Below are 19,128 nucleotides of genomic sequence, written 5' to 3'. Positions count from 1 at the left end.
TCCTTTGTTTATGCCCGCCGAGCGAGGCCGTAGTGGACAAGATCCTGATCCGTGGGGCACGTACCCACAACCTGAAGAACATCGACCTGACCCTGCCCCGGGACAAACTGATCGTGATCACCGGCCTGTCCGGATCCGGCAAGTCCTCGCTGGCGTTCGACACCCTGTACGCCGAAGGCCAGCGCCGCTACGTCGAATCGCTGTCGGCCTATGCCCGGCAGTTCCTGTCGATGATGGAAAAGCCCGATGTCGACACCATCGAAGGCCTGTCGCCGGCGATCTCCATCGAGCAGAAGTCGACCTCGCACAACCCACGCTCGACCGTCGGCACCATCACCGAGATCTACGACTACCTGCGCCTGCTCTATGCCCGCGTCGGTACCCCTCGCTGCCCGGACCACGATATCCCGCTGGAGGCGCAAACGATCAGCCAGATGGTCGACCTGGTGCTGGAAAAGCCCGAAGGCAGCAAGCTGATGCTGCTGGCTCCGGTGATCCGCGAGCGCAAGGGCGAGCACCTGGCGGTGTTTGACGAACTGCGTGCCCAGGGCTTCGTCCGCGCACGGGTCAACGGTAAGCTCTACGAGCTCGACGAACTGCCCAAGCTGGATAAACAGAAGAAGCACAGCATCGATGTGGTGGTCGACCGCTTCAAGGTCCGCGCCGACCTGCAGCAGCGCCTGGCCGAGTCGTTCGAGACCGCGCTCAAGCTGGCCGACGGCATCGCCTTGGTCGCGCCGATGGACGACGAAGACGGCGAGGAAGTGATCTTCTCCGCACGCTTCGCCTGCCCGGTGTGCGGCCATGCGATCAGCGAGCTGGAGCCCAAGCTGTTTTCCTTCAACAACCCGGCCGGTGCCTGCCCGACCTGTGACGGCCTGGGGGTGAAGCAGTTCTTCGACACCAAGCGCCTGGTCAACGCCGAGCTGACCCTGGCCGAAGGCGCGATACGTGGCTGGGATCGGCGTAACGTCTATTACTTCCAGATGCTCGGTTCACTCGCCGCGCACTACGGTTTCAGCCTCGAGGAACCGTTCGGCGAACTGTCGGCCGAGCACCAGAAGGTCATCCTGCAGGGCAGCGGCAAGCAGAGCGTCGATTTCAAGTACCTGAACGACCGTGGCGACATCGTCAAGCGCTCGCACCCCTTCGAGGGCATCGTGCCCAATCTTGAGCGCCGCTACCGCGAAACCGAGTCGGCCACCGTGCGTGAAGAGCTGGCCAAGTTCCTCGGCACCCAGCCCTGCCCCGACTGCCGCGGCACCCGCCTGCGTCGTGAGGCTCGCCATGTGTGGGTCGGCGAGAAGACCCTGCCGGCGGTGACCAACCTGCCGATCGGCGAAGCCAGCAACTACTTCGGCGAGCTGACCCTCACCGGGCGGCGTGGCGAGATCGCGGCAAAGATCCTCAAGGAGATCTGCGAGCGCCTGCAGTTCCTGGTCAACGTTGGTCTCGACTACCTGACGCTGGACCGAAGCGCCGATACCCTGTCCGGCGGCGAAGCCCAGCGTATCCGCCTGGCCAGCCAGATCGGCGCCGGCCTGGTCGGGGTGATGTACATCCTCGATGAACCGTCCATCGGTCTTCATCAACGGGACAACGACCGCCTGCTGGCCACCCTCAACCACCTGCGCGACCTGGGCAACACGGTGATCGTGGTCGAGCACGACGAGGACGCCATCCGCCTGGCCGACTACGTGGTGGATATCGGCCCGGGCGCTGGCGTGCATGGCGGCCAGATCGTCGCCGAGGGCTCGCCCGAAGAGGTCATGGCGCACCCCGACTCGCTGACCGGCAAGTACCTGTCCGGGCGCAAGAAGATCGTCGTCCCGGCCAAGCGCACCCCACGCAACAAGAAGCTGTCGCTCAAGCTCAAGGGCGCGCGCGGCAACAACCTGCAGAACGTCGACCTGGAAGTGCCAATCGGCCTGCTGACCTGCGTGACCGGCGTGTCCGGCTCGGGCAAGTCGACGCTGATCAACAACACCCTGTTCCCGCTCGCCGCCACCGCGCTCAACGGCGCGAGCAGCCTGGAGGCCGCGCCGCACGCCAGCGTCGATGGCCTGCAGCACCTGGACAAGGTGGTGGATATCGACCAGAGCCCGATCGGCCGCACGCCTCGTTCCAACCCGGCGACCTACACCGGTATCTTCACGCCGATCCGCGAGCTGTTCGCTGGCGTGCCGGAGTCACGTTCCCGTGGCTACGGCCCGGGGCGCTTCTCGTTCAATGTCAAGGGCGGGCGCTGCGAGGCCTGTCAGGGTGACGGCCTGATCAAGGTGGAAATGCACTTCCTGCCGGACATCTACGTGCCCTGCGATGTGTGCAAGAGCAAGCGCTACAACCGCGAAACACTGGAGATCAAGTACAAGGGCAAGAACATCCACGAGGTACTGGAAATGACCATCGAGGATGCCCGCGAGTTCTTCGATGCGGTCCCGGCCCTGGCGCGCAAGCTGCAAACGCTGATGGATGTCGGTCTGTCGTACATCAAGCTGGGGCAATCGGCGACCACCCTGTCGGGTGGCGAGGCGCAGCGGGTCAAGCTGTCACGCGAGCTGTCCAAGCGGGACACCGGCAAGACCCTGTACATCCTCGACGAACCGACCACAGGTCTTCATTTCGCCGATATCCAGCAGTTGCTGGACGTGTTGCACCGCCTGCGTGACCACGGCAATACCGTGGTGGTGATCGAGCACAACCTGGATGTGATCAAGACCGCCGACTGGCTGGTCGACCTGGGGCCGGAGGGTGGCTCCAAGGGTGGGCAGATCATTGCCTGCGGTACGCCGGAAGAGCTAGCCGAGAAGAAACAGTCCTATACCGGACATTACCTCAAGCCGCTGCTGGAACGCGATCGGGCCTGATTTCAGGCCCGAAAAAAACCCTGTGGGAGCGGGTTTGCCCGCTCCCACAGGGGCATCTGCAATACAGAAATTACATCTGCGACTGCAGGTAGTTCTCCAGGCCAATGGCCTTGATCAGCCCCTGCTGCTTCTCCAGCCAGTAGGTGTGATCTTCTTCGGTATCGGCCAACTGCGCGCGCAGGATGTCGCGGCTGATGTAGTCCTTGTGCAGCTCGCACAGCTCGATACCCTTGCACAGCGCGGCGCGGACCTTGTACTCGAGCTTGAGATCAGCCTCGATCATTTCCGGCACGGTGCTGCCCACTTCCAGGTCATCGGCGCGCATGTCTGGGGTGCCTTCGAGCATTAGGATACGGCGCATCAGGGCGTCGGCGTGCTGCGTCTCTTCTTCCATCTCGTGGTTGATACGTTCGTAGAGCTTGGTCAGGCCCCAGTCTTCGTACATCCGCGAGTGAATGAAGTACTGATCGCGTGCTGCCAGTTCGCCCTTCAGCAACGTGACGAGGTAGTTGATTACGTCCGGGTGACCTTGCATCGCCCTGCTTCTCCCTGTGAATACGGCTATGGGACATAGTGTGAACCAGGTTTTGCTCGCGGTCACTGAAAAATGCGCAATCAGAAGCAAATAATCGGCTAAACAGTAGTGATATTCATTGAAAAACCGCCCTAATGAGGGCGGTTCTTCTTATCACTTCCAGTTAGCCAAGATTCATCCCCAGGGCCTTAGCAATCCCTTCTCCATAAGCCGGGTCGGCCTTGAAGAAGTACTGCAACTGACGCTGGATAACGTCCTCGCTGACCCCCGCCATGGCGCCGGCGATGTTGCCGATCAACAGCGCCTTCTGTTCATCATTCATCAGGCGGAACAGCGCGCCGGCGTGGCTGTAGTAGTCGTTGTCTTCGCGGTGGTCGTAGCGGTGCGCCGAACCGTTCAGGGCCAATGCCGGCTCTGCATGGCGCGGCGACTGTTTCGGTGCATCCGTGTAGCTGTTGGGCTCGTAGTTCGGAGCACTGCCGTAGGCGCCGGTGGCCATGGAACCATCGCGCTGGTAGCTGTGCACCGGGCAACGTGGCGCATTGACCGGCAAGTGCTGATGGTTGGTGCCTACCCGGTAGCGATGAGCATCGGCATAGGCGAACACGCGGCCCTGCAGCATGCGGTCCGGCGACAGGCCGACCCCGGGCACCATGTTGCTGGGACCGAACGCCGCCTGCTCGACTTCGGCGAAGTAGTTGAGCGGGTTGCGGTTGAGTTCCAGCACGCCGACCTCGATCAACGGGTAGTCCTTCTGCGACCAGGTCTTGGTCACGTCGAAGGGGTTCTCGTCACGGCTGGCGGCCTCGGCTTCGCTCATCACCTGGATGCACACGGTCCAACGCGGGAAGTCACCGCGCTCGATGGCCTGGAACAGGTCGCGCTGGGCGTAGTCCGGGTCGCTGCCCGCCAGTCGGGCGGCCTCGGCCGGCGCCAGGTTCTTGATCCCCTGCTGGGTCTTGAAGTGCCACTTGACCCAAGTGCGCTCACCCTTGGCGTTGATCAGGCTGTAGGTGTGGCTGCCGAAACCGTGCATATGGCGGTAGCCGTCCGGGATGCCGCGGTCGGAGAACAGGATGGTGACCTGATGCAACGCCTCGGGCGAGTGCGACCAGAAGTCCCACATCATCTGCGCGTTCTTCAGATTGGTCTGCGGGTGGCGCTTCTGGGTGTGGATGAAGTCGGGGAACTTCAGCGGATCACGGATGAAGAACACCGGCGTATTGTTGCCAACAATGTCCCAGTTGCCTTCCTCGGTGTAGAACTTCACCGCAAAACCACGCGGGTCGCGCTCGGTGTCCGCCGAGCCGCGTTCACCGCCCACGGTGGAGAAGCGCAAGAACGTTTCGGTCTGCTTGCCGATGCTGTCGAACAGTTTGGCACTGGTGAGTTCGGTAATATCGCGGGTGACGGTGAAGGTGCCGTAGGCGCCGGAGCCCTTGGCGTGCACGCGACGCTCGGGGATATTCTCGCGGTTGAAGTGGGCGAGCTTCTCGATCAGGTGGAAATCGTCGAGCAGCAGCGGGCCGCGAGGGCCTGCGGAACGGGAATTCTGGTTGTCGGCTACGGGCGCGCCGCTTGCGGTGGTGAGAATCTTGCTCATGGGCTCTCCTGATCGGTCTTGAACGGCCGGCTAATCGGCTTGGAGAGAGTATTGTCGACCCATGTTACAAGAACAAATTCATTACCTGACTTACATCAATAGAAAATAACAATTCATGAGACAACAAAAAACCGGGCCTAGGCCCGGTTCTTTGCAGCAGACAGAACGTCTTACTCGGCAGCTTCTACAGCACCACCGACCGGACGATCAACCAGCTCGACGTACGCCATAGGCGCGTTGTCGCCAGCGCGGAAACCGCACTTCAGGATGCGCAGGTAGCCGCCCTGACGGGTGGCGTAACGCTTGCCCAGGTCGTTGAACAGTTTGCCAACGGCGGACTTCGAACGGGTACGGTCGAAGGCCAGACGACGGTTGGCGACGCTGTCTTCCTTGGCCAGGGTGATCAGCGGCTCGGCAACGCGGCGCAGTTCCTTGGCTTTCGGCAGGGTGGTTTTGATCAGCTCGTGCTCGATCAGCGACACTGCCATGTTCTGGAACATAGCCTTGCGGTGAGAGCTGGTACGGCTCAGGTGACGTCCACTTTTACGATGACGCATGATTCATTCCTTACCAAACACTACGTTCGGTGATTACGACGATCAGGCAGTCGCCTTGTCGTCTTTCTTAAGACTTGCAGGCGGCCAGTTGTCGAGGCGCATGCCGAGGGAAAGACCACGGGAGGCCAGGACGTCCTTGATTTCAGTCAGGGACTTCTTGCCCAGGTTAGGAGTCTTCAACAGCTCTACTTCGGTACGCTGAATCAGGTCGCCGATGTAGTAGATGTTCTCCGCCTTGAGGCAGTTGGCCGAACGTACGGTCAGTTCCAGGTCGTCAACCGGGCGCAGCAGGATCGGATCGATCTCGTCTTCCTGCTCGACCACAACCGGCTCGCTGTCACCTTTGAGGTCGACGAACGCGGCCAGCTGCTGTTGCAGGATGGTCGCGGCACGACGGATAGCCTCTTCAGGATCCAGAGTACCGTTGGTTTCCAGATCGATGACCAGCTTGTCCAGGTTGGTACGCTGTTCAACACGGGCGTTCTCGACCACGTAGGCGATACGACGCACCGGGCTGAACGAAGCGTCCAGCTGGAGACGGCCAATGCTGCGGCTTTCGTCTTCGTCGGTCTGACGGGAGTCGGCCGGCTCGTAACCGCGACCACGAGCTACGGTGAGCTTCATGTTCAGGGCGCCGTTGGACGCCAGGTTCGCGATTACGTGATCGGGGTTGACGATCTCGACATCGTGATCCAGCTGAATATCGGCAGCGGTAACCACCCCCGAACCCTTTTTCGACAAGGTCAGCGTAACTTCGTCACGACCGTGCAGTTTGATAGCCAGGCCTTTCAGGTTCAACAGGATTTCAATGACGTCTTCCTGAACACCTTCGATCGCGGAGTACTCATGGAGTACGCCGTCGATCTCGGCCTCGACTACTGCACAGCCAGGCATGGAGGACAACAGGATGCGGCGCAGCGCGTTGCCCAGGGTATGGCCGAAGCCACGCTCGAGAGGCTCGAGCGTGATCTTGGCGCGGGTTGGACTGACAACCTGCACGTCGATGTGACGGGGTGTCAGAAACTCATTTACCGAAATCTGCATGGATGCACCTATTTTCTAGCCCTTACTTGGAGTAGAGCTCGACAATCAGGTTTTCGTTGATGTCGGCGGACAGGTCGCTGCGAGCAGGAACGTTCTTGAAAACGCCCGACTTTTTAGCAGCATCCACATCAACCCACTCAACGCGGCCACGCTGGGCGCACAGTTCAAGGGCTTGAACAATGCGCAGCTGGTTCAGCGACTTCTCGCGAACCGAGACCACGTCACCCGGACGAACTTGGTAGGATGGAATGTTCACAGTCTTACCGTTGACGCTGATCGCTTTGTGCGAAACCAGCTGGCGGGACTCGGAACGAGTCGAGCCGAAGCCCATACGGTAGACGACGTTATCCAGACGGCACTCGAGCAGTTGCAGCAGGTTCTCACCGGTTGCGCCTTTTTTCGAGGCAGCAGCTTGGTAATAACCGCGGAACTGACGCTCCAGAACACCGTAGATACGACGGACTTTTTGTTTCTCGCGCAGCTGGGTACCGTAGTCGGACTGACGGCCACGGCGCTGGCCGTGGATACCTGGGGCTGCTTCGATGTTGCACTTCGATTCCAGAGCGCGAACGCCGCTCTTCAGGAACAGGTCAGTGCCTTCACGGCGAGACAGTTTGCATTTTGGACCAATGTAACGTGCCATTTATCTGTCTCCTGATTACACGCGACGCTTCTTCGGCGGACGGCACCCGTTGTGCGGGATTGGCGTCACGTCGGTGATGCTGGCGATCTTGTAGCCGCAGCTGTTCAGTGCACGAACGGCGGATTCACGACCTGGACCTGGACCCTTGACGTTGACGTCGAGGTTCTTCAGACCATATTCCAGCGCAGCTTGACCAGCACGCTCAGCAGCGATCTGGGCTGCGAACGGGGTGGATTTGCGCGAACCACGGAAACCCGAACCACCGGAAGTAGCCCAGGACAGTGCGTTGCCCTGACGGTCGGTGATGGTCACGATGGTGTTGTTGAAAGACGCATGGATGTGGGCGATGCCATCAACCACTGTCTTTTTGACTTTTTTACGAGGACGAGCAGCAGGTTTTGCCATGTCTATATTCCTGGGCGATTACTTGCGGATCGGCTTACGCGGGCCCTTACGGGTGCGTGCGTTGGTCTTGGTGCGCTGACCGCGAACCGGCAGACCTTTACGATGACGCAGGCCGCGGTAGCAACCCAGGTCCATCAAGCGCTTGATCTTCATGTTGATGTCACGGCGCAGGTCACCTTCGGTGGTGAACTTCGCGACTTCGCCACGCAGGGTTTCGATTTGCTCGTCGCTCAGATCCTTGATCTTAGCGGCTGGGTTTACACCAGCGTCCGCACAGATTTTCTGCGCGGTAGTGCGACCGACACCATAGATGTAGGTCAGCGAGATAACAGTATGCTTGTTATCTGGAATGTTGACGCCTGCAATACGGGCCATTCAGTGGGACTCCAATTGACAGCTACCTACGCCCCGGAAGCCAAGAAATAGGGCGCGAGATAATATCGCTGTAGAAACGAATAATCAACCCAGCAGCACACTAGCTGCTGGGTTTGAAGCGCGGATCACACTCAGCCTTGGCGCTGCTTGTGACGCGGTTCCGCGCTGCAGATCACGCGCACGATACCTTCGCGACGAATGATCTTGCAGTTGCGGCACAGCTTTTTCACCGATGCACGAACTTTCATTACCGACTCCTCGAACCTTAAGGGGCTAAATCAGCGCAGCAGACCGCTGCCGCCGTAGCCTTTCAGGTTGGCTTTCTTCATCAGGGATTCGTACTGGTGCGAAACGAGGTGCGATTGTACTTGGGACATGAAGTCCATCACAACCACTACCACAATCAGCAACGAGGTCCCGCCAAGGTAGAACGGCACGTTTGCTGCCACCACCAGGAACTGGGGCAGAAGGCACACGGCCATCATGTAAAGAGCACCGAACATGGTCAGACGGGTCAGGACGCCATCAATGTAGCGCGCCGACTGCTCACCAGGACGGATACCCGGAATAAAGGCACCGGACTTCTTCAGGTTTTCCGCTACGTCTTTCGGGTTGAACATCAACGCTGTGTAGAAGAAGCAGAAGAAGATGATCCCTGCACTAAACAGCAGAATGTTCAACGGCTGACCAGGAGCGATCGACTGCGAGATGTCCTGCAGCCAGCCCATACCTTCGGACTGACCGAACCAGGCACCCAGCGAAGCCGGGAACAGCAAGATGCTGCTCGCGAAAATGGCCGGGATTACGCCCGCCATGTTCACCTTCAGCGGCAGGTGGCTGGTCTGCGCAGCGAAGACCTTGCGGCCCTGCTGACGCTTGGCGTAGTGAACGGCGATACGACGCTGACCACGCTCAATGAACACCACGAAGCCGATAATCGCTACTGCCAGCAAACCGATAGCGACCAGGGCGAAAATGTTGATATCGCCTGTACGCGCAGACTCGAAAGACTGCCCGATTGCTCTCGGAAGACCGGCAACGATACCCGCGAAGATCAACATCGAGATACCGTTGCCCACACCGCGCTCGGTAATCTGCTCGCCGAGCCACATCATGAACATCGCGCCCGCCACGAAGGTGGAGACGGCGACGACATGGAAGCCCAGGCCCACAGAAAACGCCACGCCCTGGTTGGCCAGGCCAATGGACATGCCAATGGCTTGGACCAGCGCCAGGATAACGGTGCCGTAGCGGGTGTACTGGCTGATCTTGCGACGGCCAGCTTCACCTTCCTTCTTCAACTGCTCCAGTTGCGGGCTGACAGCGGTCATGAGCTGCATGATGATCGATGCCGAGATGTACGGCATGATCCCCAGTGCAAAGATGCTCATGCGCTCCAGCGCGCCACCGGAAAACATGTTGAACAAGCTAAGAATGGTCCCCTCATTCTGCCGGAACAGATCCGCGAGACGGTCCGGGTTAATGCCTGGCACTGGGATGTGCGCGCCAATCCGATAGACGATGATCGCCATGAACAGAAAGCGCAGACGAGCCCAGAGTTCCGACATCCCGCCCTTACCGAGCGAAGAGAGAGCACCTTGCTTAGCCATTTATTCCTCGAACTTGCCGCCAGCTGCTTCGATAGCCGCACGTGCACCTTTGGTGACGGCGATACCCTTGAGGGTGACTGCGCGAGTGACTTCGCCCGACAGCATGATTTTCACGCGCTGTACGTGCTGGCCGATCACGTTGGCGTCCTTGAGGGACTGAACGGTGATCAGATCGCCTTCCACCTTGGCCAGCTCGGACAGACGCACTTCTGCGCGGTCCATGGCTTTCAGGGAAACGAAGCCGAACTTCGGCAGGCGACGGTGCAGCGGCTGTTGACCGCCTTCGAAGCCTGGAGCGATGGAACCACCGGAACGGGAGGTCTGACCTTTGTGACCACGGCCACCGGTCTTGCCCAGACCGCTACCGATACCACGGCCCGGACGGTGCTTCTCGCGACGGGAACCCGGCGCTGGACTCAGATCATTGAGTTTCATCGATTAACCCTCGACCTTCAGCATGTAGTAAGCCTTGTTGATCATCCCGCGATTCTCGGGAGTATCCTGGACTTCTACAGTGTGACCGATGCGACGCAGACCCAGACCTTTAACGCACAGTTTGTGGTTAGGCAGGCGGCCGGCGGTGCTCTTGATCAGCGTTACTTTTACGGTTGCCATGATCAGATGATCTCCTCAACAGTCTTGCCGCGCTTGGCAGCAATGGACTCAGGGGATTGCATGGCTTTCAGACCCTTGAAGGTGGCGTGAACCACGTTCACCGGGTTGGTCGAGCCGTAGCACTTGGCCAGGACGTTCTGAACACCAGCAACTTCCAGGACGGCACGCATTGCGCCACCGGCGATGATACCGGTACCTTCCGAGGCAGGCTGCATGTAGACCTTCGAGGCGCCGTGGGCGGCCTTGGTGGCGTACTGCAGGGTGGTGCCCTTCAGGTCAACCTGAATCATGTTGCGACGAGCAGCTTCCATGGCTTTCTGGATCGCGGCAGGTACTTCGCGCGATTTGCCACGGCCAAAGCCAACACGACCCTTGCCATCACCCACCACGGTCAGCGCGGTGAAGGTGAAGATACGGCCGCCTTTTACGGTTTTGGCTACGCGGTTAACTTGAACCAGCTTCTCGATGTAGCCTTCGTCGCGCTTTTGATCGTTATTTGCCATAACTTAGAACTCCAGCCCGCCTTCACGAGCAGCATCAGCCAGCGCCTTGACGCGGCCGTGGTACTTGAAGCCGGAACGGTCAAAGGCAACTTGAGATACACCGGCGGCTTTCGCACGCTCAGCTACCAGCTTGCCAACCTTAGTGGCCGCGTCGATGTTGCCGGTGGCGCCATCACGCAGTTCTTTGTCCAAGGTCGAGGCGCTTGCCAGAACCTTGCTGCCGTCGGCCGAGATGACCTGGGCGTAGATGTGCTGCGAGGAGCGGAACACGCACAGACGCACGGCTTCGAGCTCGTGCATTTTCAGGCGTGCTTTGCGAGCGCGACGCAGTCGAGTAACTTTTTTGTCGGTCATTTGCTAGGCCCTACTTCTTCTTGGCTTCTTTACGACGGACTACTTCGTCCGCGTAACGCACACCCTTGCCCTTGTAAGGCTCTGGCGGACGGAAACCGCGGACTTCAGCGGCCACCTGACCCACCAGCTGCTTGTCGATACCCTTGATCAGGATGTCGGTCTGGCTTGGGGTTTCAGCGGTGATACCGGCTGGCAGTTCGTAATCCACTGGGTGCGAGAAGCCCAGGGCCAGGTTCAGGACGGTGCCCTTGGCCTGTGCCTTGTAACCAACACCGACCAGCTGGAGCTTGCGCTCGAAGCCTTGGCTTACGCCTTGGACCATGTTGTTGACCAGGGCGCGGGTGGTACCGGCCATGGCGCGAGCTTGCTGATCACCGTTGCGAGGTGCGAAACGCAGCTCACCAGCTTCTTCGGTAACTTCAACAGACGAGTGAACGTTCAGTTCGAGAGTGCCCTTGGCACCCTTCACCGAAAGCTGCTGGCCGGCGAATTTGACTTCGACGCCTGCTGGCAGCTTAACGGGGTTCTTAGCGACGCGAGACATGCCTATCTCCCCTTAGAACACTGTGCACAGAACTTCGCCGCCGACACCGGCAGCGCGCGCAGCGCGGTCAGTCATCACACCTTTGTTGGTGGAGACGATAGACACGCCCAGGCCGCCACGTACTTTCGGCAGCTCGGTAACGGCCTTGTACTGGCGCAGACCAGGACGGCTGGTACGCTTCAGCTCTTCGATGACCGGACGGCCTTCGAAGTACTTCAGCTCGATCGACAGGGAAGGCTTGGCTTCGCCGGTCACTTCGTAGCTGGCGATGTAGCCTTCGTCTTTCAGTACTTTGGCAACCGCGACCTTCAGGGTGGAAGAAGGCATGCTTACGACAGACTTTTCAGCCATCTGGGCATTACGGATGCGAGTTAGCATGTCCGCTAACGGGTCCTGCATACTCATGGGCTAGATGCTCCTGATACAAGAATTATTAGCCTTGCGGCTATCACAACCACCCGAGCAGGCAGGGCAAAAAACCCAGGCTCAGGTGAGCCGGTCATTCTAGACACAAGGCAGAAACGAAACAAGCCCCATGTAGGGGCTTGTTTCGTTGCGAGGTCACCGGCGGTCGGAAGATTACTCCCCTCACGCCGGCGTCACGCCAACCGGGATTACCAGCTGGCCTTGACCAGACCTGGCACGTCACCGCGCATGGCGGCTTCGCGCAGCTTGTTACGGCCCAGGCCGAACTTACGGTATACACCGTGCGGACGACCGGTCAGGCGGCAACGGTTACGCAGGCGCGAGGCGCTGGCGTCACGTGGTTGCTTCTGCAGGGCGACAACGGCAGCGAAACGCTCTTCAGGAGAGGCGTTCAGGTTGACGATGGTCGCTTTCAGCTCAGCACGCTTCTTAGCGAACTTGGCTACCGTGAGCTGACGCTTCAGCTCGCGGTTCTTCATGCTCTTCTTGGCCATTTTCCTACTCCAATCAGTTGCGGAACGGGAACTTGAAAGCACGCAGCAGAGCGCGGCCTTCGTCGTCCGAACGAGCAGTGGTGGTCAGGGTGATGTCCAAACCGCGCAGAGCATCGATCTTGTCGTAATCGATTTCCGGGAAGATGATCTGCTCTTTCACGCCCATGCTGTAGTTGCCACGACCGTCGAAGGACTTGGCATTCAGGCCGCGGAAGTCGCGAACCCGTGGCAGGGAGATCGCCAGCAGGCGGTCCAGGAACTCGTACATCTTTTCGCGACGCAGGGTCACCTTGACACCGATCGGCCAGCCTTCACGGACTTTGAAGCCCGCGATGGATTTACGAGCGAAAGTCACGACCGGCTTTTGACCGGTGATCTTTTCCAGGTCGGCAACAGCGTGCTCGATGACTTTCTTGTCGCCGATCGCTTCGCCCAGACCCATGTTCAGGGTGATTTTGGTAACGCGCGGAACTTCCATCACGTTCGACAGCTTAAGTTCTTCCTTAAGCTTAGGAGCGATTTCGTTCCGGTAAATCTCTTTCAGTCGTGCCATGGTCTTCTACCTAGCAGTGTTCAAGCATCAACCGCTTTTTGGGTCGACTTGAAGACACGAATTTTTTTACCGTCTTCTACTTTGAAACCAACGCGGTCAGCCTTGTTGGTTTCGCCGTTGAAGATGGCAACGTTGGAAGCGTGCAGAGGCGCTTCTTTCTCGACGATACCGCCCTGGACGCCCGCCATCGGGTTAGGCTTGGTGTGGCGCTTGACCAGGTTGACACCACCGATGACCAGACGGTCGTCAGCGAGAACCTTCAGCACCTTACCGCGCTTACCTTTGTCTTTGCCGGCGATCACGATGATCTCGTCGTCACGACGAATCTTTTGCATGTCGGATCTCCTTAGAGCACTTCAGGGGCGAGCGAGACGATCTTCATGAACTTCTCGGTACGAAGTTCACGGGTCACTGGCCCGAAGATGCGAGTACCGATCGGCTCTTGCTTGGTGTTCAGCAGAACAGCAGCGTTGCCGTCGAAACGAATGATGGAACCGTCAGCGCGACGTACACCGTGACGGGTACGGACGACAACAGCGGTCATCACCTGGCCTTTCTTGACCTTACCGCGAGGAATTGCTTCCTTGACGGTAACTTTGATGATGTCACCGATACCGGCGTAACGACGGTGGGAACCGCCGAGCACCTTGATGCACATGACGCGACGAGCGCCGCTGTTATCGGCCACATCGAGCATGGATTGAGTCTGAATCATAAAATTTCTCCGACCCTTAGCCCTTAGACTTCAACAGCGCGTTCGAGGACTTCAACCAGTGCCCAGGACTTGGTCTTGGCCAGCGGACGGGTTTCACGGATGGAAACCTTGTCGCCGATCTTGCACTGGTTGGCTTCGTCGTGCGCGTGCAGCTTAGTCGAACGCTTAACGTATTTACCGTAGATCGGGTGCTTTACGCGACGCTCGATCAGAACGGTGATGGTCTTGTCCATTTTGTCGCTGACGACACGGCCAGTCAGCGTACGGACGGTTTTTTCAGCTTCAGCCATGATCACTTACCTGCCTGCTGGTTGAGCACAGTTTTCACGCGAGCGATGTCACGCTTAACTTGCGAGAGCAGGTGCGACTGCCCCAACTGGCCAGTTGCTTTCTGCATGCGCAGATTGAACTGGTCGCGCAGCAAGCCGAGCAGTTGCTCATTCAGTTGCTGTGCGGATTTTTCACGAAGTTCATTCGCTTTCATCACATCACCGTCCGCTTAACAAAGGAGGTGGCGAGAGGCAGCTTTGCAGCGGCCAGAGCGAAAGCTTCGCGCGCCAGCTCTTCAGAAACACCCTCGATCTCGTACAGGACTTTGCCTGGCTGAATCTGGGCAACCCAGTATTCCACGGAACCTTTACCTTTACCCATACGAACCTCGAGAGGCTTCTTGGTAACCGGCTTGTCCGGGAAGACACGGATCCAGATCTTACCGCCACGTTTTACGTGACGGGTCAGGGCACGACGTGCCGACTCGATCTGGCGAGCGGTGAGACGACCGCGGGCGACAGCTTTCAGAGCGAACTCGCCGAAGCTGACCTTGCTACCGCGCAGTGCCAGACCACGGTTGTGGCCGGTCATCTGCTTGCGGAATTTTGTACGCTTTGGTTGCAACATTTGGCGTACCCCTTACTTAGCAGCTTTTTTACGAGGCGCTGGTGCTTGAGGCTTCAGCTCTTCCTGGCGACCACCAATTACTTCGCCTTTGAAGATCCAAACCTTCACACCGATCACACCGTAGGTGGTGTGAGCTTCGTAGGTGTTGTAGTCGATATCGGCACGCAGGGTGTGCAGAGGCACACGACCTTCGCGATACCACTCGGTACGTGCGATCTCGGCACCGCCGAGACGACCGCTCACCTGGATCTTGATGCCCTTGGCACCAATACGCATGGCGTTCTGTACGGCGCGCTTCATGGCGCGACGGAACATAACGCGGCGCTCCAGCTGCTGGGCAACGCTCTGAGCAACCAGCATAGCGTCGAGTTCCGGCTTGCGGATCTCTTCGATGTTGATGTGCACAGGCACACCCATCTGCTTGGTCAGGTCCTGACGCAGCTTCTCAACATCTTCACCTTTCTTGCCGATAACGATACCGGGACGAGCGGTGTGGATGGTGATGCGTGCAGTTTGAGCCGGACGATGAATATCGATACGGCTTACGGACGCGCTTTTTAGTTTGTCCTGGAGGTACTCGCGAGTTTGCAGATCCTTCAGCAGGTAATCTGCGTAAGTCGCGCCGTCTGCGTACCAGACGGAGGTGTGCTCCTTGACGATTCCCAGGCGAATGCCAGTGGGATGTACTTTCTGACCCATCTGATCGACTCCGTTACTTGTCCGCAACCTTGACAGTGATATGGCAAGACCGCTTGACGATGCGATCAGCACGGCCTTTGGCACGTGGCATGATGCGCTTCAGCGAACGCCCTTCGTTGACGAAGACGGTGGAGACCTTCAGGTCATCAACGTCTGCGCCTTCGTTGTGTTCGGCGTTGGCAACGGCCGACTCGAGGACTTTCTTCATGATTTCAGCGGCTTTTTTGCTGCTGAAGGCCAACAGGTTGAGCGCTTCGCCCACCTTCTTCCCGCGGATCTGGTCGGCGACCAAGCGGGCTTTCTGGGCGGAGATGCGAGCGCCCGACAACTTAGCGGCTACTTCCATTTCCTTACCCCTTAACGCTTGGCTTTCTTGTCAGCCACGTGCCCGCGGTAGGTGCGGGTACCGGCGAACTCGCCCAGTTTGTGGCCGACCATGTCTTCGTTCACGAGAACTGGGACGTGCTGGCGACCGTTGTGTACCGCGATGGTCAGACCGACCATTTGTGGCAGGATCATCGAACGGCGCGACCAGGTTTTAACTGGCTTGCGATCGTTCTTCTCCACCGCCACTTCGACCTTCTTCAACAGGTGAAGATCGATAAAAGGACCTTTTTTCAGAGAACGTGGCACTGTCGTATCCCTCTAGTTACTTGCGACGACGGACGATCATGTTGTCGGTACGCTTATTACCACGGGTTTTAGCACCCTTGGTTGGGAAGCCCCATGGCGATACCGGATGACGACCACCGGAGGTACGACCTTCACCACCACCATGCGGGTGGTCAACCGGGTTCATGGCAACACCACGAACGGTTGGGCGAACGCCGCGCCAGCGTTTGGCACCAGCTTTACCCAGCGAACGCAGGCTGTGCTCGGAGTTCGAGACTTCGCCCAGGGTCGCACGGCACTCAGCCAGGACTTTACGCATTTCACCAGAGCGCAGACGCAGGGTCACGTAGACACCTTCACGAGCGATCAGCTGAGCCGAAGCACCAGCGGAACGAGCGATCTGAGCACCTTTACCCGGCTTCAGTTCGATGCCGTGAATGGTGCTACCTACTGGGATGTTGCGCAGTTGCAGGGAGTTACCGGCCTTGATTGGGGCCAGGGCACCTGCGATCAGCTGGTCGCCAGCGCTCACGCCTTTAGGGGCGATGATGTAGCGACGCTCGCCGTCTGCGTAGCACAGCAGGGCGATGTGAGCAGTACGGTTCGGGTCGTATTCGATACGCTCGACAGTGGCTGGGATGCCATCTTTGTCGTTGCGACGGAAGTCAACCAGACGGTAATGCTGCTTATGACCACCACCAACGTGACGAGTGGTGATGCGGCCATTATTGTTACGACCACCAGACTTCGATTTCTTCTCGAGCAGCGGTGCGTGAGGAGCGCCTTTGTGCAGCTCCTTGTTGACCACCTTGACCACGAAACGGCGGCCAGGGGAAGTCGGTTTGCATTTAACGATTGCCATGATGCACCCCTTCCTTACTCAGCACTGCTGCTGAAATCGAGATCTTGGCCTGGCTGAAGGGAGACGATCGCCTTCTTCCAGTCATTACGCTTGCCCAGACCACGTGCGGTACGCTTGGTTTTACCCAGAACGTTGACAGTCGACACGTTTTCAACTTTTACGTTGAACAGGCCTTCGACAGCTTTCTTGATTTCCAGCTTGGTTGCATCGGTAGCAACCTTGAATACGAACTGGCCTTTTTTCTCAGCCAGAACGGTAGCCTTCTCGGAAACGTGCGGGCCAAGGAGGACTTTGAATACGCGTTCCTGGTTCATCCCAGCAGCTCCTCGAATTTCTTCACGGCCGAGACAGTGATCAACACTTTCTCGTATGCGATCAGACTGACCGGGTCGGAACCTTGAACGTCACGTACGTCGACGTGCGGCAGGTTGCGAGCAGCCAGGTACAGGTTCTGATCAACAGCGTCGGAAACGATCAGAACGTCGTTCAGACCCATGCCGTTCAGCTTGTTCAGCAGATCCTTGGTTTTCGGCGCTTCAACAGCGAAGTCCTGAACCACGACCAGACGGTCGCTACGCACCAGCTCAGCGAGGATGGAGCGCAGGGCTGCGCGGTACATCTTCTTGTTGAGCTTCTGCGAGTGATCTTGAGGACGAGCTGCGAAGGTTACACCACCGCCACGCCAGATCGGACCACGGGTAGTACCGGCACGAGCACGGCCAGTACCTTTCTGACGCCATGGGCGCTTACCGCCACCGGCCACGTCAGAACGGGTCTTCTGCTGCTTGGTGCCCTGACGGCCGCCGGCCATGTAGGCCACGACTGCTTGGTGTACCAGCGTCTCGTTGAATTCGCCACCGAAGGTCAGTTCGGAAACTTCGATCGCCTGAGCGTCATTTACATTAAGTTGCATGTCAGTTTCCCCTTAACCGCGAGCCTTGACAGCCGGACGCACGACCACGTCGCCGCCAGTAGCGCCTGGGACGGCACCCTTGATCAGCAGCAGGTTGCGTTCAGCGTCTACGCGTACTACTTCCAGGGACTGAACAGTCACGCGCTCGGCGCCCATGTGACCGGACATTTTCTTGCCCTTGAATACACGACCAGGAGTCTGGCACTGGCCGATGGAGCCAGGGACACGGTGCGATACGGAGTTACCGTGGGTGTTGTCTTGACCACGGAAGTTCCAACGCTTGATGGTACCGGCGAAGCCTTTACCTTTGGACTGACCGGTTACGTCTACCAGCTGGCCTGCAGTGAAGAGTTCAGCTTTGATCAGATCGCCAGCCTGGAAATCGCCTTCTTCAAGACGGAACTCCCAGACACCGCGACCAGCGGCAACGTTAGCCTTGGCGAAGTGGCCTGCCTGAGCGGCAGTCACACGCGAAGCACGACGCTCGCCGACAGTGACTTGCACTGCACGGTAGCCATCGGTTTCTTCAGTTTTGAACTGGGTGACGCGATTCGGCTCGATCTCGATGACCGTGACCGGAATGGAGACACCTTCTTCGGTGAAAATACGGGTCATGCCCGCTTTTCGACCGACTACACCAATAGTCATGTTGTAAACCTCATGAGTGTACGGGGCTTTCACCCGCTATGGCCGCCCATTTCAGAGCGTTACACGACCAGACCGAAGTCTTAGCCGAGGCTGATCTGCACTTCCACGCCTGCCGCGAGATCAAGCTTCATCAGCGCATCAACGGTTTTATCCGTTGGCTGGACGATGTCCAGAACGCGCTTATGAGTGCGAATCTCGTACTGATCACGCGCGTCTTTGTTGACGTGCGGGGAGATCAGAACGGTGAAACGCTCTTTGCGGGTTGGCAGTGGAATTGGACCACGCACTTGTGCACCAGTACGTTTCGCGGTTTCCACGATTTCCTGGGTGGATTGGTCGATCAGGCGATGGTCGAAAGCCTTCAACCTGATACGGATTTGCTGATTTTGCATTGGATTTCAGACTCCAGGCTGTTCCCATCGGGCGCACTACGCCCGTTAAAAGGAGGCGTGATTCTATAGACGCCCCAAATTAGTGTCAACCCAATAAAAAAAACCCCCGCTGAGCGGGGGTTTTTTCAACCGATCGAGTGATTACTCGATGATTTTGGCCACGACGCCGGCGCCGACGGTACGACCGCCTTCACGGATGGCGAAGCGCAGACCGTCTTCCATTGCGATGGTCTTGATCAGGGTGACAGTCATCTGGATGTTG

General features: G+C 58.5%; 32 protein-coding genes. 1 reads left to right on the top strand and 31 read right to left on the bottom strand.

Annotated elements, in window-relative coordinates:
- The first annotated feature begins 32 nt into the window (after positions 1–32).
- Positions 33–2,867, top strand: coding sequence for an excinuclease ABC subunit UvrA (gene uvrA, locus AC25MA_RS15910; RefSeq protein ID WP_050703559.1), 2,835 nt, complete (start codon positions 33–35; stop codon positions 2,865–2,867).
- Positions 2,868–2,937: 70 nt separating this feature from the next.
- Here the strand turns inward: uvrA and bfr are convergent, their stop codons facing one another.
- The 31 genes from bfr to AC25MA_RS15755 all read right to left on the bottom strand — a co-directional run.
- The gene (gene bfr, locus AC25MA_RS15905) at positions 2,938–3,402 is read right to left on the bottom strand and encodes a bacterioferritin (protein ID WP_028690240.1); all 465 of its coding nucleotides are present in this window, start codon (positions 3,400–3,402) and stop codon (positions 2,938–2,940) included.
- Positions 3,403–3,565: 163 nt separating this feature from the next.
- A complete protein-coding gene (locus AC25MA_RS15900; RefSeq protein WP_250164711.1) occupies positions 3,566–5,005 on the bottom strand; it encodes a catalase in 1,440 nt (479 codons plus the stop codon).
- Positions 5,006–5,175: 170 nt separating this feature from the next.
- On the bottom strand, positions 5,176–5,562 hold the full coding sequence (gene rplQ, locus AC25MA_RS15895) for a 50S ribosomal protein L17 (protein WP_003255451.1): 387 nt from the start codon (positions 5,560–5,562) through the stop codon (positions 5,176–5,178).
- A gap of 42 nt (positions 5,563–5,604) precedes the next feature.
- Entirely contained in the window at positions 5,605–6,606 is a 1,002-nt protein-coding gene (locus tag AC25MA_RS15890) for a DNA-directed RNA polymerase subunit alpha (protein ID WP_003255452.1), read from the bottom strand.
- Positions 6,607–6,628: 22 nt separating this feature from the next.
- Positions 6,629–7,249 (bottom strand): 30S ribosomal protein S4, encoded by a 621-nt coding sequence (gene rpsD / locus AC25MA_RS15885; protein WP_023629185.1) that lies wholly within the window; start codon positions 7,247–7,249, stop codon positions 6,629–6,631.
- 15 nt (positions 7,250–7,264) lie between these two features.
- On the bottom strand, positions 7,265–7,654 hold the full coding sequence (rpsK, locus tag AC25MA_RS15880; RefSeq protein WP_003255454.1) for a 30S ribosomal protein S11: 390 nt from the start codon (positions 7,652–7,654) through the stop codon (positions 7,265–7,267).
- Between the two features lie 18 nt (positions 7,655–7,672).
- Positions 7,673–8,029, bottom strand: coding sequence for a 30S ribosomal protein S13 (gene rpsM, locus AC25MA_RS15875; RefSeq protein WP_003255457.1), 357 nt, complete (start codon positions 8,027–8,029; stop codon positions 7,673–7,675).
- Between the two features lie 131 nt (positions 8,030–8,160).
- Positions 8,161–8,277, bottom strand: a complete 117-nt coding sequence (rpmJ, locus tag AC25MA_RS15870; RefSeq protein WP_011531897.1) for a 50S ribosomal protein L36 — start codon at positions 8,275–8,277, stop codon at positions 8,161–8,163.
- A gap of 30 nt (positions 8,278–8,307) precedes the next feature.
- Positions 8,308–9,639, bottom strand: a complete 1,332-nt coding sequence (gene secY, locus AC25MA_RS15865; protein ID WP_003257108.1) for a preprotein translocase subunit SecY — start codon at positions 9,637–9,639, stop codon at positions 8,308–8,310.
- Entirely contained in the window at positions 9,640–10,074 is a 435-nt protein-coding gene (gene rplO, locus AC25MA_RS15860; RefSeq protein WP_011531896.1) for a 50S ribosomal protein L15, read from the bottom strand. It lies immediately after the preceding gene.
- A gap of 3 nt (positions 10,075–10,077) precedes the next feature.
- The gene (rpmD, locus tag AC25MA_RS15855; protein ID WP_028690238.1) at positions 10,078–10,254 is read right to left on the bottom strand and encodes a 50S ribosomal protein L30; all 177 of its coding nucleotides are present in this window, start codon (positions 10,252–10,254) and stop codon (positions 10,078–10,080) included.
- A 2-nt stretch (positions 10,255–10,256) separates the two neighbouring features.
- Positions 10,257–10,757, bottom strand: a complete 501-nt coding sequence (gene rpsE, locus AC25MA_RS15850; RefSeq protein WP_023629184.1) for a 30S ribosomal protein S5 — start codon at positions 10,755–10,757, stop codon at positions 10,257–10,259.
- 3 nt (positions 10,758–10,760) lie between these two features.
- The gene (rplR, locus tag AC25MA_RS15845) at positions 10,761–11,111 is read right to left on the bottom strand and encodes a 50S ribosomal protein L18 (RefSeq protein ID WP_011531893.1); all 351 of its coding nucleotides are present in this window, start codon (positions 11,109–11,111) and stop codon (positions 10,761–10,763) included.
- A gap of 10 nt (positions 11,112–11,121) precedes the next feature.
- Positions 11,122–11,655 carry a 50S ribosomal protein L6 gene (gene rplF, locus AC25MA_RS15840; RefSeq protein WP_028690237.1) on the bottom strand — a complete coding sequence of 178 codons (534 nt, stop codon included), beginning with the start codon at positions 11,653–11,655 and terminating at the stop codon, positions 11,122–11,124.
- Between the two features lie 12 nt (positions 11,656–11,667).
- A complete protein-coding gene (gene rpsH / locus AC25MA_RS15835; protein ID WP_028690236.1) occupies positions 11,668–12,060 on the bottom strand; it encodes a 30S ribosomal protein S8 in 393 nt (130 codons plus the stop codon).
- Between the two features lie 209 nt (positions 12,061–12,269).
- Positions 12,270–12,575: a 30S ribosomal protein S14 gene (gene rpsN, locus AC25MA_RS15830; protein ID WP_011531890.1), complete on the bottom strand. Its 306-nt coding sequence runs from the start codon at positions 12,573–12,575 to the stop codon at positions 12,270–12,272.
- Positions 12,576–12,588: 13 nt separating this feature from the next.
- Positions 12,589–13,128, bottom strand: coding sequence for a 50S ribosomal protein L5 (gene rplE / locus AC25MA_RS15825; protein ID WP_012316517.1), 540 nt, complete (start codon positions 13,126–13,128; stop codon positions 12,589–12,591).
- Positions 13,129–13,148: 20 nt separating this feature from the next.
- Complete coding sequence (rplX, locus tag AC25MA_RS15820) at positions 13,149–13,463, bottom strand: 50S ribosomal protein L24 (protein WP_003255476.1); 315 nt, start codon at positions 13,461–13,463, stop codon at positions 13,149–13,151.
- Positions 13,464–13,474: 11 nt separating this feature from the next.
- The gene (rplN, locus tag AC25MA_RS15815; RefSeq protein WP_008089810.1) at positions 13,475–13,843 is read right to left on the bottom strand and encodes a 50S ribosomal protein L14; all 369 of its coding nucleotides are present in this window, start codon (positions 13,841–13,843) and stop codon (positions 13,475–13,477) included.
- Between the two features lie 23 nt (positions 13,844–13,866).
- Positions 13,867–14,133 (bottom strand): 30S ribosomal protein S17, encoded by a 267-nt coding sequence (gene rpsQ / locus AC25MA_RS15810; protein ID WP_003255478.1) that lies wholly within the window; start codon positions 14,131–14,133, stop codon positions 13,867–13,869.
- A 2-nt stretch (positions 14,134–14,135) separates the two neighbouring features.
- Complete coding sequence (gene rpmC, locus AC25MA_RS15805) at positions 14,136–14,327, bottom strand: 50S ribosomal protein L29 (protein WP_002555481.1); 192 nt, start codon at positions 14,325–14,327, stop codon at positions 14,136–14,138.
- A complete protein-coding gene (rplP, locus tag AC25MA_RS15800; RefSeq protein ID WP_009397508.1) occupies positions 14,327–14,740 on the bottom strand; it encodes a 50S ribosomal protein L16 in 414 nt (137 codons plus the stop codon). Before rplP ends, rpmC begins: the two co-directional genes overlap by 1 nt.
- A 12-nt stretch (positions 14,741–14,752) precedes the next feature.
- Complete coding sequence (gene rpsC, locus AC25MA_RS15795; protein ID WP_011531889.1) at positions 14,753–15,439, bottom strand: 30S ribosomal protein S3; 687 nt, start codon at positions 15,437–15,439, stop codon at positions 14,753–14,755.
- Positions 15,440–15,452: 13 nt separating this feature from the next.
- Positions 15,453–15,785 (bottom strand): 50S ribosomal protein L22, encoded by a 333-nt coding sequence (gene rplV, locus AC25MA_RS15790; RefSeq protein WP_003103908.1) that lies wholly within the window; start codon positions 15,783–15,785, stop codon positions 15,453–15,455.
- Between the two features lie 11 nt (positions 15,786–15,796).
- Entirely contained in the window at positions 15,797–16,072 is a 276-nt protein-coding gene (gene rpsS / locus AC25MA_RS15785) for a 30S ribosomal protein S19 (RefSeq protein ID WP_003255482.1), read from the bottom strand.
- A gap of 16 nt (positions 16,073–16,088) precedes the next feature.
- A complete protein-coding gene (gene rplB / locus AC25MA_RS15780; protein ID WP_027915105.1) occupies positions 16,089–16,913 on the bottom strand; it encodes a 50S ribosomal protein L2 in 825 nt (274 codons plus the stop codon).
- Positions 16,914–16,927: 14 nt separating this feature from the next.
- A complete protein-coding gene (gene rplW, locus AC25MA_RS15775) occupies positions 16,928–17,227 on the bottom strand; it encodes a 50S ribosomal protein L23 (RefSeq protein ID WP_003255484.1) in 300 nt (99 codons plus the stop codon).
- Positions 17,224–17,826 carry a 50S ribosomal protein L4 gene (gene rplD / locus AC25MA_RS15770; protein WP_008089819.1) on the bottom strand — a complete coding sequence of 201 codons (603 nt, stop codon included), beginning with the start codon at positions 17,824–17,826 and terminating at the stop codon, positions 17,224–17,226. The genes rplW and rplD overlap by 4 nt, the downstream gene beginning before the upstream one ends.
- Before the next feature lie 12 nt (positions 17,827–17,838).
- Complete coding sequence (gene rplC / locus AC25MA_RS15765; protein ID WP_011531887.1) at positions 17,839–18,474, bottom strand: 50S ribosomal protein L3; 636 nt, start codon at positions 18,472–18,474, stop codon at positions 17,839–17,841.
- Positions 18,475–18,554: 80 nt separating this feature from the next.
- Positions 18,555–18,866 carry a 30S ribosomal protein S10 gene (rpsJ, locus tag AC25MA_RS15760; protein WP_003103876.1) on the bottom strand — a complete coding sequence of 104 codons (312 nt, stop codon included), beginning with the start codon at positions 18,864–18,866 and terminating at the stop codon, positions 18,555–18,557.
- Between the two features lie 141 nt (positions 18,867–19,007).
- Positions 19,008–19,128: EF-Tu C-terminal domain-related protein (locus AC25MA_RS15755; protein ID WP_080963315.1), on the bottom strand; the 121-nt coding region annotated here is incomplete at its 5' end.

The sequence above is a fragment of the Pseudomonas sp. P65(2024) genome (assembly GCF_057480955.1).
This window is presented reverse-complemented; position numbering and strand designations above follow the sequence as displayed.